Source organism: Flavobacterium sp. J27 (genome assembly GCF_004303025.1).
In the GTDB taxonomy this organism is placed as follows: domain Bacteria; phylum Bacteroidota; class Bacteroidia; order Flavobacteriales; family Flavobacteriaceae; genus Flavobacterium.
In genome coordinates this window covers 122,096-134,787 of the sequence record NZ_PJQW01000007.1, presented here as the reverse complement: position 1 = coordinate 134,787, position 12,692 = coordinate 122,096, and the positions used below count along the sequence as shown (strand labels likewise).

11 protein-coding genes and 2 tRNA genes are annotated in these 12,692 nt (G+C 30.6%); 4 read left to right on the top strand and 9 right to left on the bottom strand.

The window, feature by feature from the left end; translation table 11 throughout:
• The first annotated feature begins 2 nt into the window (after nt 1-2).
• Nucleotides 3-647 (top strand): O-methyltransferase, encoded by a 645-nt coding sequence (locus CX675_RS11350; RefSeq protein ID WP_130735352.1) that lies wholly within the window; start codon nt 3-5, stop codon nt 645-647.
• Here the strand turns inward: CX675_RS11350 and CX675_RS11345 are convergent.
• From CX675_RS11345 to CX675_RS11320, 6 genes are all read right to left on the bottom strand, one after another.
• Nucleotides 644-1,219 (bottom strand): phosphatase PAP2 family protein, encoded by a 576-nt coding sequence (locus tag CX675_RS11345; protein WP_130735351.1) that lies wholly within the window; start codon nt 1,217-1,219, stop codon nt 644-646. The two genes, CX675_RS11350 and CX675_RS11345, sit on opposite strands and share 4 nt — an antisense overlap.
• Nucleotides 1,219-1,578, bottom strand: coding sequence for a twin-arginine translocase TatA/TatE family subunit (locus CX675_RS11340; RefSeq protein ID WP_130735350.1), 360 nt, complete (start codon nt 1,576-1,578; stop codon nt 1,219-1,221). Before CX675_RS11340 ends, CX675_RS11345 begins: the two co-directional genes overlap by 1 nt.
• A 105-nt stretch (nt 1,579-1,683) precedes the next feature.
• The gene (locus tag CX675_RS11335) at nt 1,684-3,951 is read right to left on the bottom strand and encodes a M1 family metallopeptidase (RefSeq protein ID WP_130735349.1); all 2,268 of its coding nucleotides are present in this window, start codon (nt 3,949-3,951) and stop codon (nt 1,684-1,686) included.
• Between the two features lie 15 nt (nt 3,952-3,966).
• The gene (locus CX675_RS11330; protein WP_130735348.1) at nt 3,967-4,470 is read right to left on the bottom strand and encodes a DUF6702 family protein; all 504 of its coding nucleotides are present in this window, start codon (nt 4,468-4,470) and stop codon (nt 3,967-3,969) included.
• Nucleotides 4,457-5,320 carry a carboxypeptidase-like regulatory domain-containing protein gene (locus CX675_RS11325; protein WP_130735347.1) on the bottom strand — a complete coding sequence of 288 codons (864 nt, stop codon included), beginning with the start codon at nt 5,318-5,320 and terminating at the stop codon, nt 4,457-4,459. Before CX675_RS11325 ends, CX675_RS11330 begins: the two co-directional genes overlap by 14 nt.
• Nucleotides 5,307-6,083: a hypothetical protein gene (locus CX675_RS11320; RefSeq protein WP_130735346.1), complete on the bottom strand. Its 777-nt coding sequence runs from the start codon at nt 6,081-6,083 to the stop codon at nt 5,307-5,309. The genes CX675_RS11325 and CX675_RS11320 overlap by 14 nt, the downstream gene beginning before the upstream one ends.
• Nucleotides 6,084-6,204: 121 nt before the next feature.
• On the opposite strand from CX675_RS11320, the gene pepE reads away from it, so the two are divergent.
• Complete coding sequence (pepE, locus tag CX675_RS11315; RefSeq protein ID WP_130735345.1) at nt 6,205-6,912, top strand: dipeptidase PepE; 708 nt, start codon at nt 6,205-6,207, stop codon at nt 6,910-6,912.
• A 38-nt stretch (nt 6,913-6,950) separates the two neighbouring features.
• Here pepE and CX675_RS11310 read toward each other — a convergent pair.
• Both CX675_RS11310 and CX675_RS11305 read right to left on the bottom strand, forming a co-directional pair.
• Nucleotides 6,951-7,023, bottom strand: a tRNA-Gly gene (locus CX675_RS11310).
• A 34-nt stretch (nt 7,024-7,057) separates the two neighbouring features.
• Nucleotides 7,058-7,130, bottom strand: a tRNA-Gly gene (locus CX675_RS11305).
• A gap of 612 nt (nt 7,131-7,742) precedes the next feature.
• Between CX675_RS11305 and CX675_RS11300 the strand changes: the two genes are divergently transcribed.
• The gene (locus CX675_RS11300) at nt 7,743-9,326 is read left to right on the top strand and encodes a murein L,D-transpeptidase (RefSeq protein WP_130735344.1); all 1,584 of its coding nucleotides are present in this window, start codon (nt 7,743-7,745) and stop codon (nt 9,324-9,326) included.
• Here CX675_RS11300 and CX675_RS11295 read toward each other — a convergent pair.
• A complete protein-coding gene (locus CX675_RS11295) occupies nt 9,315-10,046 on the bottom strand; it encodes a murein L,D-transpeptidase catalytic domain family protein (protein ID WP_130735343.1) in 732 nt (243 codons plus the stop codon). The two genes, CX675_RS11300 and CX675_RS11295, sit on opposite strands and share 12 nt — an antisense overlap.
• 186 nt (nt 10,047-10,232) lie before the next feature.
• Between CX675_RS11295 and CX675_RS11290 the strand changes: the two genes are divergently transcribed.
• Complete coding sequence (locus CX675_RS11290; RefSeq protein WP_130735342.1) at nt 10,233-12,665, top strand: DUF5916 domain-containing protein; 2,433 nt, start codon at nt 10,233-10,235, stop codon at nt 12,663-12,665.
• Nucleotides 12,666-12,692 lie beyond the last annotated feature (27 nt).

Below are 12,692 nucleotides of genomic sequence, written 5' to 3'. Positions count from 1 at the left end.
TCATGCATTTTATTTCAGAAGAACTAGAGAATTATGTTGCCCATCATAGTCAGGACGAACCCGAATTATTAGCAAAGTTAAACCGAGAAACCTATCAGAAAATTTTACAACCAAGAATGCTAAGTGGTCATTTTCAGGGTCGTGTTTTAAGTATGTTATCCAAAATTATTTATCCGAAACATATTTTAGAAATAGGTACTTACACAGGTTATGCCACTTTATGCATGGCTGAAGGTTTAGCTCAAAACGGTACGATAGACACTATAGATATTAATGAAGAATTAGCTGATTTTCAAAAAAAATATTTTGATGCTTCGGAATGGAAAGACCAGATTTTTCAACATATTGGAAACGCTTTGGAGATTATTCCAATCTTAAACAAACAATTTGACTTGGTTTTTATTGATGCCGATAAAGAAAATTACATCCATTATTTTCATTTAATAGTTCCAATGATGCGTAAAGGAGGTATTATTTTATCGGATAATGTACTTTGGAGTGGAAAAGTAATTGAAACTTTGAATCCAAAAGACACTAGTACAAAAGTATTACTAGAATACAACGCTTTATTAAAAAACGACCCAAGAGTAGAAACTGTTTTATTACCCATTCGTGATGGCTTAACAGTCAGCAGAATAATTGGCTAGCCTTGAATTAACGAAGGGAAATATTTTCTGAGAAAATAAATATATAGTTTATAAAAAGTAATCCCAGTTAGTAAACCATACGTATACCCAACTAGAATATCTAACGGAAAATGTAGTCCAAGATAGATTCTACTATAAGCAAACACTAGCGGAAACAAATAGATTACAAATGCGTATTTATAATATTTTCTTAGAATTAAAAATAAAAACGTCATAGAGGCACAAGAACTAGAGGCGTGTCCTGAGAAAAAACTGAGTGTATCACTATGCTTTACAATTCTTATAATTGATTTAATCTCGAAATCATTACAAGGTCTCAACCGCTGAAAATAGTATTTAAACATATTCGTAGTTTGATCTGTAAATGCAATTAAAAGTGCAATAAAAAGAAGTGCAATACCTAAGTTTTTCCATCCAATTCTTCTTTGAAGAATAAAAAGTAAAAGTAAAAAATAAGGCGTCCAATTAAATTGTTTTGTAATAATTAACCAAAACGCATCATATTTTTCAGAACCTAAACCGTTCAGAAAAACCAGTAATTCTTTGTCTAACGATATTAAATATTCCAGCATTAAAATTGTCTTTTTATAGGACCTGAAAGATTTTCAATATCCTCTTTTACTTCTTCAATTGGTTTTTTAATATCGTCAACAATACTATTAGACATATCTTTTAATGGGTTCATTGTATTCGCTATCTCTTCTTTTGCTTTTCTAATTTCATCAGAAATACCACCAGTAAGCGAATTCACATCCACTCCAGTATCTTTTGCACTATTCTGAATTTCATTTTTAATTTCATTGGTTGCATTTTTCAACTGAGCCATAGTTTTCCCTAAAAACCTAGCCACTTGAGGAATCTCTTTAGACCCAAAAAGCATCAGTACAGCTACAAGTACAAACAAAAGTTCTGAAAATCCAATACCAAACATGTGTTATTCTATTATTTGAGACAAAGTTACAAAGAAAAAAATAACCTATGCCAAAGTTTTACATTTTGACATAGGTTTTAACTATTTTTTACATTTAGATTAAGGTTATTTATCTAACTCATCAAATTTCGATGTCGCTGCTTCTGCTGGCCAAACATTATTTGTGATATCAATATCTGCTGTTTCTAATTTTGGATCCAATTGTATTTTTACAATTTTCTTATCGGTTGCAAAAACACGTTTTGCAGTATCATTATTTTTTCTCCAAATTTGTACTGGAAACTTATGCATTTCTGTAGTACCGTCTTCAAAATGTAATTCTACAATAATTGGCATCATTAATCCTCCTGGTTTACTAAATTCAACCTCGTAGAAATATTTTGGATTAGCTAATTTTTGTTTCTCTTCAGACGAATAATTTTTAGCCACATAATCCTCTAAAATCTGAACATCTTTTACTTCAAAAGCCTTTTTTGTATCTTGATTAAATTCTTTGTGATTTTCGTCAATTAAATAAATAAATGGCCCTGTATCTCTTAGAAATCTACCTCTTCTGGCTACAAAATCTTTCATTTCTTGTGTTGGTTCCAAAGAAACATAATATTGTTTCACGTCATTAATACCTAAATCCACATAATCTGTTGAATAAAACCATCCTCTCCAAAACCAATCTAAATCTACCGCAGAAGCATCTTCCATCGTTCTAAACAAATCTTCTGGAGTTGGATGTTTAAACATCCATCTTTGTGCATACGTTTTAAATGCGTGATCAAATAATTCTCTTCCCATAATCGTTTCACGAAGGATATTTAGACCAGTAGCAGGTTTTCCATAAGCATTAGATCCAAATTGGAAAATATTTTCAGAATTTGACATAATTGGTGCAATAAATTGTTGATTTCCTTTCATATAAGGAACAATTTTAGCTGCTGGCCCTCTATCTGTAGGAAAGTTTGGATCAAATTCTAATTCTGTTAAATATTCCAAGAACGTATTTAATCCCTCATCCATCCAAGTCCATTGTCTTTCATCAGAATTGACAATCATTGGAAAGAAATTATGACCTACTTCGTGAATGATAACACCTAACATACCATATTTTACACGATCTGAATATTTACCATCTTTATCAGGACGTCCAAAGTTCCAACAAATCATAGGATATTCCATTCCTTGGTCTTGAGCCGAAACAGAAACGGCTTTAGGATAAGGATAATCAAAAGTATGCTTAGAATATGTTTTTAAAGTTTGCGCAACCGCTCTTGTAGAATATTCTCCCCATAAAGGATTTGCTTCTTTTGGATAGATTGAAATTGCCATTGGTTTTTTGGTTTCCAATTGAACAGCCATAGCATCTAACATTAATTTTCTTGATGTTGAAAAACCAAAATCACGTACATTCTCAGCTTTAAATTTCCACGTTTTTTTAGCGTCAGAAAACCCTTTTTCAGCTCTTTCAGCTTCTTCTTGAGTTACGATAATAACAGGTTTATCAAACGTGTTTTCAGCTTGCGCCCATCTTTTCATTTGTTCTGCAGTAAACACATCTTTTCTATTTATATTAACCCCCGTTCCTTCCATGATATGATCAGCAGGAACTGTAATACTTACATCAAAGTTTCCAAAAGTGAGTGCAAATTCACCTCTTCCCCAAAATTGCATATTTTGCCAACCTTCTACATCGCTATAAACAGCCATTCTAGGATAAAATTGAGCAATTACATACAAACGATTACCATCTTCAAACTGCTCGTATCCCGAACGACCACCATCTACTTGGTAATTATTGATGTTGTACCACCATTTAATAGAGAACGTTACTTTTTGTTTCGATTGTAAAGGCTTATCTAAATTAATACGCATCATGGTTTGATTGATCGTATAACTGATATCTTTCCCTGATTTATCTTTTACATATTCAATATGAAAACCACCTTGAAAAGGTTCTTCCATAAAACGTTTAGCAAATTTATCTGGAGCTAATGCAGGATCCATTCTTTGACTCTCTACTAAAGGTGTTTTAGAATCTGCGGCTCTTATATTTTGATCTAATTGAACCCAAAGATATTCTAACGGTTCTGGAGCGTTATTATAATAGGTTATTGTTTCTGAACCGTATAATTTTTTGTTTTTATCATCTAGTTCGATATTCATTTTGTAATCTGCTTGCTGCTGATAGTAAGCAGGTCCAGGAGCTCCTGATGCAGTACGAAACATATTTGGAGTAGCCATTAAGTCGTACATCTGACGAAATTTATTTTCGTTATAATGACCTGGTTCTCTTTTCTTATCCTCAGTTTTATTGTCTTGAGCTGTAGTTGTAAAAACAGCTAAAAAAAGAAAAACAGAAGAAAATAAAATCTTTTTTTTCATGGTAGGTTAATTAATTTAAAATTCTAAAAAAGCAGTAGTTTCTGAATTGGTTAATAGAAAACTACTCTTTTCATCATTAATATTTGTATGCAATAAATTTTGCTGTTCTTTAAACATTTCAGTTAATACTGAATTTTCGATTTCGAAAGTAGTGATTTTTTCAGAAAAATTAACTTTTAAGTAACAAATTAACACATCATTATCAATTTCGGTTCCTAAAAATTGTAAATCGTAAGTTTTTTGGTTAATTCTTACTTTCATTTTTTCTTTAAGATAAGTTTCAACCAACTTTGTAGCTCCTTCTATTTGTCTATTAGATGCCAAATAAATTTTCTTATTGTATTTCTTTTCTAGTACCTTATTAAAATCATCAATAAAAAGTCTAGAGGTTATTTCTACTCTACTTTTAGTTTTAACATAATCGACCTGAGTTACAGAGACATAAAACTTATGTAAAACAAATGAGGACGATATACATAAGAGAAATAAACTTAAAATGAGGACATTATTCTTTTTCATTTGGCAAAAGTATTGAATCTTCTTTGTTTTCTTGATGAAACGCTGCTGCTTTTTTCACTAAATACTCAATTAGTTGCAACTCATTTTCTGTTTTCAAAAATTCTGCCAATGTTTTACTAGGCATCTCTGCATAGGCTAAAAAAACAGTAATATCCTCTTTTTTTAATTTTAAATCCGAAACAAAAAAATGGTATGAAAATCGCTCTTTCATATGATCGGCAAAGGATTTTACTTGAATATCATGCAATCTCCTTTCTTCCATTACTTCTAAAGCATTTTTTTTAGAATTCTTTTTTATCCCTAACCACTTCCCTATTTGCTCCCCTATTAATTTTAGATTGATTCCTGTACCATTAGGAGCAAAATGATCTGGGGATGTGGTTATTTTATTTCCCGACGAAAATCGGGCATCTTCATAATGCACCACTTTATTCATGTCAATTGGATTTAATTGATAGATTTTTATTTTTCTGGTATCTTCTTTTAAATTCCCTGTTAAGCTAGTAGGAGTAATTACAACTTCATCTAATTCATTTACATTCATATTCAATCTAATTTCTAATTCATCTACAAAAAAATCATTTTCAGTTATAATATACTTTTTAGAGACAAAAGATAGAGCTTGAAAAAACAAGGTATCAGAAACACGAACTCTTATAGCAAACTTACCTTTAGCATCGGAAACCGCCCCTATATTTGAAGACATATTAAAAACGGTAATATTTTCTACATCTAAAGAATCGGAAATAATTTTTCCATTTACTAGTTCCCTTTCTTTATTTTGATTCTGAGAAAACAAAAACTGCGTCAAAACAAGAAACAAAACAACAATACTACTATTTGGCTTCATATTTAGTTTCATTTATTTCAGTTGCTTTCAATTTCAAATATTCATCTGCTAATTGACTCAGAATAAAGGTTGCCATTGTTTTATTATCTCTTTTCATCTCGTTAGCAAACCTAGTATCTTCAACAGCATAAAATAAAAAACCATCCACATAATCTTCTGGAATATGCAAGGTATTGATGATATATTCTTTTGTAAACACACTTGTAATTTTCTCTTGTAGTACTTCTTTCCCTTCTATGACCAATTCCTTCTTAAGCATAGCAGTTCTTCCACTAATTGCATTTAAAAGACCATCAACACTCATTCCACCTATTGGGATTAATAGTGGACTATACCATTTAAAATCTCCAGCTGTAGCTAATTTTCTTTCCGCAGGAGTATATCTTTTTTGTCCTTTTGGCACAATTCCCAAAGATTCTGCATTGATATTCTGGTATTTTGTAAGCGTAACACCTGCCAATTGGTTTTCATAAACCTCCATTGGTATAAAAACCAAATCTCTTTCGAAATCTTGCTTTATAACCACTCTTTGATACCCTTTTAAATGAACTGCACTGAACATTAAAGTATCATTAACAGAAGCAATGATTTTAAAATAACCACCTCTTTCAGACAAAACACCTGTTTTTTGAGAAACATTTATAATATGTATTTCATCTAATTCCTTTGATTCTGAAACAATTTTACCTTTAAAAATAGAATCGTTTTGAGACCAAATTAGAAGCGGAAAAAAAAGAAATAATACAGGTATTTTTTTTATCATAGAATTTCTATTAAAAAGTATTTTGTAAAAGTAATCGAGAATGCTGCCAATTAAATACTAATAAGATTATAAACTTTTGTTAATTGAAAATAGTAATTTTGAAAAAAAATCAAAATAAGCCATGAAAAATATAATCATAGCAAGTACTTCGACTCTATACAATGGAGGTTATTTAGAGTATTTATTACCCGTTTTAGAAGAGCATTTTAAAACAGCTACATCCATCCTTTTCATCCCTTATGCAAGACCTAATGGCATCACTCATGAAGAGTATACAACCAAAGTTAGACAGGCTTTTGAAAAAATAAACAAAAAAGTAACGGGTATTCATGAATTTGAAAACCCTATGAAAGCTGTAGAAAAAGCAGAAGCCATTTTTACAGGAGGCGGAAATACCTTTGTTTTAGTAAACGAACTTTATAAAAACAACATTTTAGATGCTTTAGAAAATACAGTAAAAACAGGAATACCATACTTAGGTACTAGTGCAGGAAGTAATATTTGTGGTTTAACAATGCATACAACAAACGACATGCCGATAGTTTATCCTCCTAGCTTTAGAACATTAGGATTTGTACCTTTTAATATTAATCCACATTATTTAGATCCAGACTCTACTTCTACTCATATGGGAGAAACAAGAGAAACCCGAATTAATGAATTCCATGTTTTCAATCCGCAACCAGTGATAGGACTTCGAGAAGGAAGTTGGCTAGAAGTAAAAGGAGACTCTATAAAACTAAAAGGGCAGTTAACAGCGCGTTTATTCCGCAAGAACCAGATTCCTGAAGAAATCAACCCAGAAACCGAACTTAATAATCTAAAATAAAAAAAAAGCCTCAAACTTTGTTTGAGGCTTTTTTTTTGAGCGGAAGACGAGGCTCGAACTCGCGACAACCAGCTTGGAAGGCTGGAGCTCTACCAACTGAGCTACTTCCGCAATGATTTTTTTTAAAACTTTCATCAAAGTTTAGAGCGGAAGACGAGGCTCGAACTCGCGACAACCAGCTTGGAAGGCTGGAGCTCTACCAACTGAGCTACTTCCGCATTAAAAATTCAGCATTTAATTGTTGAATTCCTTTTGTGGGTGCAAATATACTCTAAAAGTTTTTTTACATGCAAATTTTTTTTAGAAAATTTTACACTTTATTTTTAATCCTAGTCATCCCTTGTCAATCAAGCAATTCAACAGTCTAATAATGAATATTTTACAAAAAAAGCAGTATCACTTCAAAAGCAGTATAGAATGACTATCTCATCATTATAACTTTGAAAAGGCAAAATAATCAGACACTTTTAAAAAAAAGAAATCAAAAATGGCATGCTTATAGCTATTGTAAAATAGCAAAGTGATACAGCAAATGTTAAAATTTTAAAAAAGTAAATAAAAAACAAAGCAAGAAGCTTTTTTATAATTATTCTAATTACACGACGAAAGGTATAAAATTATTGATGAAAACCCTTAAAACTGCTGTTTTAAGAATAAAAAAAACACTATATTTAAATGAAGTAATTTTGGATTCCTAAAATCACTATTTCTAATGATTAGAAGATTCAATTTAGTATGTATTTTTGCAAAGTATAATTTAAGATTCCTTAACGAAAGCTAACAGCAATGTATTGTAAAAGGAATTTAAAAATTCAAATGAGAACAAGTTTATGACAAAATTAATACACTATATTTTTATCGTCTTCTTAATAATGAGTTGTAAAAACAATACTGATGCTGCTGTTTTAGACGATAGTTTATTAAAAGATGCCACCACTCAAGAAGTAGTAAGACCTTTGCTTCCAGAACATATAGCCACATTAAAAGACAGCATCAAATTATATTACAGCAAATTAAATAATTATGAAATTTGGTACAGTTTAAAAAACAGAACCGATTTAATTAATGAAATAAAAGACAGCTATAAAGATGGCTTAAACCCATCGGATTATAATTTAGAAACGATTATAGCTTTAGAAGAAAAAAGAAAAAATTTAGATGATGAAGAAGTTCTAAAATATGACATTTTATTAACTGAAAGCTTTGAAAAACTAGCCTTACATCTTTTTAGAGGCAAACTCAATCCTAAAAAATTATACAAAGATTGGGATTTAAACCCAAAACCAATTGCTTTATCTAATTACTTAGAAAAAGGAATAAAAGATAAAGCCATAGCTACCACTTTTGACGAGTTAAGACCTAAGCACTATGTTTATTCTAAAATAAAAGAGAGCTTAATCGTAATAGACCAATACCCAGAATACAATTTTGACAAAATTGATATTAAAAATAAAATTCAGTTGCATGACACATTAAACGAGATTATTACTATTAAAAAGAAATTAGCTTACTGGAAAGATTATACAAGAAAAGATAGTGTTATAACTGCCGTTTATGACACCATTACTTTTTTAGCTGTTAAGAAATTTCAAGCTAGACATGGTTTAAAACCTGATGGAGTAATAGGTCGAGGTACTATACAAGCTTTAAATTTTACCAAAGAAGAAAGAAAACATCAAATTATTGCCAACTTAGAAAGATGGAAATGGTTCCCATCTGATTTTGGTACTGAATATTTATTAGTTAATTTACCCGATTATAATCTTGTGTATGTTGCCAAAGAAGACACTATAGCCAAACATAATATTGTAGTAGGAACTCCAAAAAGAAACACCCCTGTTCTTATCTCTAAACTATCGAATTTAGTATTTAATCCAACTTGGACTGTTCCTCCAACTATCATCAAGGAAGACTTAACACCTTCCGCAAAGAAAAGTTTAGAATATTTCAAAAGAACTCGATTGACTATCTATGATTCTTCAGGAAGTGTAATTACTCCAGAAGAATGGAATCCTGAAAACTCAAAATCTTATCGTTATGTTCAAGTTTCTGGCTATAACAATTCATTAGGTTTAGTTAAATTTAATTTTCCAAATAGACATACAGTTTATTTACATGACACCAATCATAGAGATTATTTTTCAAGAGAATATAGAGCACTAAGCTCTGGATGTGTTCGAGTTGAGAACCCTTTAATATTGGCTGAAAAAATACTTTTACATGAAGATGAAGGTTGGACATCGAAAGAAATAGACACCATTATAAGCAAGAAAAACATTAAGACCATTCCCGTGAAGAACGATATTAATGTTTATCTATTATATTGGACAAATTGGCTTGATAAAGACGAATTACAATTTCGTGAAGACATTTATAATCTAGACAAAAATTTATATACTGCTTTACGAAACTAATTTAGATTTTACTATATAATTTCTTGATGGATGATAAATAAATAAACAAGATTTATCTTTTATCAATTCGATTAATTCTTTAGAAATTTCGTTTGGAACTGCTGGACAACCTTGGCTTCTTCCTAAACGACCATTTTCTTTTACAAATTTCCCTGAAACATAATCCGCACCATGAATTACAACAGCGCGATCTCTTGCATTATCGTTAATACCATACTCTAAACCGTCTAATCTAAGAGATAATCCATGTTTCCCTACATATGTTTCTCCTGTAGTATAAAAGCCTAAACTACTTTGATATGATTCCGATTTATTAGAAAATTCTGTAGCAAATAATTCTCCAGAATTTCTCCCATGTGCTACTAATGAACGAAGTACGACTTCCTTTGTCGTCATATTAATTACCCACATTCTCTCTTCGTTTGAAGATAAACTAAAATCTACAATGGTTAAATAATCTTTTTCTATTATACCTTGATTTTTCAATTCATTATACCCTTCAAATGCTTTTGAAAAACTTTCATATTTAGGTAAAGAAAGCTCATTTGATTCTATAGAATTATAAAAATTCTTACATTTGACTTCTAAAGCGACTTTAACATTAGCAGCTACTAATTTTGGATCTGTATTGTTACTTATTTCTTCTTTAGAATTGCCTACAGAATTGAAGCTAGAGAAAAGAAAAGTAAGGGCAAAAAGAGTTAAAAATTTGTAATTCATTGTAATTCTAATAGTTATTCGTTTGATTTGAGGTTTCAAATATATTTAAAAAATTTAACCAAACAAATTTTTTTATGCTTTTTATCGAAAAAAAACGCATTTAGTCGATATGTTATCAAAAAGTTAAAGATTTTATAATTTATTTCCTCCAAAAATGAATAATCCTAAATTTGTAAAAAAGATTTCATGCATAATAACTTCATTTTTTGCCTTTTATTGTTCTTATTTTCAAATATTTCATTTGGACAAGAACTTTTAGACACAAAAAGTGTTAAAAAAATCACAAAAGCAGAAAACAAAACATCAGAAATTTCAATTGATGGGCAACTCGATGAAGAAGATTGGACCAAAGTAGTAGCAGCAAAAGATTTTTTTACTTTTTCTCCAGACAACGGAAATCCTGAAGCTAAAGAATTAAGATCTGAAGTAAAAGTGCTTTACGATAACGATGCTGTATACATCGGTGCCACATTATATGACAATCATCCTGAAAAAATATTAAAAGAAATTACGGAAAGAGATAATTTTGGAACCTCAGATTTATTTGGCGTTTTTATCAATGGTTACAATGATGGTCAGCAAGACTTTCAATTTTATGTTACTGCGGCAAATGGACAGGCTGATTGTAATTTCACTTCACAAGATGGAGAAGATTATTCTTGGAATGCAATTTGGTCTAGTAAAGCAAAAATAACCGATTTTGGCTGGGTGGTGGAAATGAAAATTCCTTATGCAGCCTTACGATTTCCTAAAAAAAACATTCAAACATGGGGTATTAACTTTTTTAGAGAAGTCAGGCGTACCAGACAAAAATACACTTGGTCACCGGTCTATAATAATACTGGAGCTTTCTCTCAACAAGCAGGTATCTTAACCGGAATAGAAAACATTGAAACACCTACTCGATTATTCTTAATTCCTTACACTTCCGCTTACTACAACACAAATAAAGACGATTCTGAACTTACTCTGAAAGGAGGATTAGATATTAAATATGGAATTAATGATGCCTTTACTTTAGATGCTATTTTAATTCCAGATTTTGGACAAACTAAATTTGATAATGTAGAATTGAATCTTGGTCCTTTTGAACAACAGTTTAATGAAAACAGACCCTTTTTTACAGAAGGAACCGATTTATTCAATAAAGGAAATTTACTTTACACGAGAAGAATTGGTGCTTCACCTATTTTCTCACCTGATTTAAACAGTAATGAAGTTATTGAAGAATTCCCTAAAACGACCAACTTACTTAACGCGATTAAAATTTCGGGAAGAAACAACAAAGGTTTAGGCATTGGTTTTTTAAATGCGATTACCGAAGAAACAAAAGTAATTATAAAGGATAATACAACTGGAAATTCAAGAGAAGCAATAGTCTCTCCATTAACAAATTATAATGTAACCGTATTAGACAAACGTTTCAATCAAAATTCTTCAGTTACTTTTATCAATACTAATGTTACCCGAAACGGAAGCTATAGAGATGCTAATGTAGCTGGATTAGTTTTCGACTTAAATACTCCGAAAAACACTTACAATTTGTCTGGTAAAATAAATTTAAGCAATACTTTTGATATAGAAAATAAAGACGGAATTGAAGCGACACTAGCTCTTGGAGAAACCTCTGGAAATTATCGTTTTAGTATTGGGGGAGAATATTTATCTAAGGATTTTGATAAAAATGATTTAGGAATTATTTTCTTAAACAATTATTATAGCTACTATGCTAATGCTACCTATCGTATCCTAACTCCTACCAAAACATTCAACTCATTTAATATTGGTTTATACACCTATATGGAACATAATAACGGTAGCAATGAAATACAAAACAATAATTTTAGCTTGGATGTAAACACCACTTCAAAAGACAACCATTATTTTGGTTTTGGATACCGAATAAAACCATTCGAACGATTTGATTATTACGAACCGAGACAAGATGGAAAATTCCTTATTTTACCAAGATTGCAAAGCTACTGGGCTAGTTTTTCATCTAACTACAATTATAAGTTTGCTTTCGATTTACAAATATCAAATTTATTTTACGACCAAAGCGGCCGTTCAGATTTTGACATCTTTATTAGTCCTAGATATCGTTTTAGTGATAAATTCTCTTTGATATATTCTATCAATCCCTACATCCAAAAGAACAACATTGGTTATGTAGACTACTTAAGTGCTACAGACGAAATTATAATGGCACAACGAGATCGTAATACAATTAACAATTCATTGACCAGTAAATTTTCTATTAATAGCCAAATGAATTTTAATTTATCTGTAAGACATTATTGGTCCATAGCAGAGAATAATACTTTCTTTACACTACAAAATAATGGAAGGTTAATGGAAAAAACCAATTACACAGACAATAAAAATTCAAATTTCAGCACTTGGAATTTAGACCTTTCTTATTCTTGGTGGTTTGCGCCTGGTAGTCAAGCTACTGTATTGTATAGAAACAATGCCGCTAATTATTCTAACGAAATAGACAAGAATTTCCGAAGTAATTTTAATAGTTTACTTACAGACAATTTAAACCATACTTTTTCAATAAGCATCCGCTATTTTATAGACTACAATCAAGCTAAAAACTGGCTAAAGAAAAGCTAATATTCTTTACAAATTACTCAATCGTTT

Excerpts from the sequence above, each read along its gene's own strand:
- CX675_RS11320 (WP_130735346.1), bottom strand. The coding sequence starts at position 6,083 with ATGATAAAAAAAATACCTGTATTATTTCTTTTTTTTCCGCTTCTAATT.
- CX675_RS11290 (WP_130735342.1), top strand. The coding sequence starts at position 10,233 with ATGCATAATAACTTCATTTTTTGCCTTTTATTGTTCTTATTTTCAAAT.
- CX675_RS11325 (WP_130735347.1), bottom strand. The coding sequence starts at position 5,320 with ATGAAGCCAAATAGTAGTATTGTTGTTTTGTTTCTTGTTTTGACGCAG.
- CX675_RS11295 (WP_130735343.1), bottom strand. The coding sequence starts at position 10,046 with ATGAATTACAAATTTTTAACTCTTTTTGCCCTTACTTTTCTTTTCTCT.
- CX675_RS11350 (WP_130735352.1), top strand. The coding sequence starts at position 3 with ATGCATTTTATTTCAGAAGAACTAGAGAATTATGTTGCCCATCATAGT.
- CX675_RS11335 (WP_130735349.1), bottom strand. The coding sequence starts at position 3,951 with ATGAAAAAAAAGATTTTATTTTCTTCTGTTTTTCTTTTTTTAGCTGTT.
- CX675_RS11330 (WP_130735348.1), bottom strand. The coding sequence starts at position 4,470 with ATGAAAAAGAATAATGTCCTCATTTTAAGTTTATTTCTCTTATGTATA.
- CX675_RS11345 (WP_130735351.1), bottom strand. The coding sequence starts at position 1,219 with ATGCTGGAATATTTAATATCGTTAGACAAAGAATTACTGGTTTTTCTG.
- pepE (WP_130735345.1), top strand. The coding sequence starts at position 6,205 with ATGAAAAATATAATCATAGCAAGTACTTCGACTCTATACAATGGAGGT.
- CX675_RS11300 (WP_130735344.1), top strand. The coding sequence starts at position 7,743 with ATGACAAAATTAATACACTATATTTTTATCGTCTTCTTAATAATGAGT.
- CX675_RS11340 (WP_130735350.1), bottom strand. The coding sequence starts at position 1,578 with ATGTTTGGTATTGGATTTTCAGAACTTTTGTTTGTACTTGTAGCTGTA.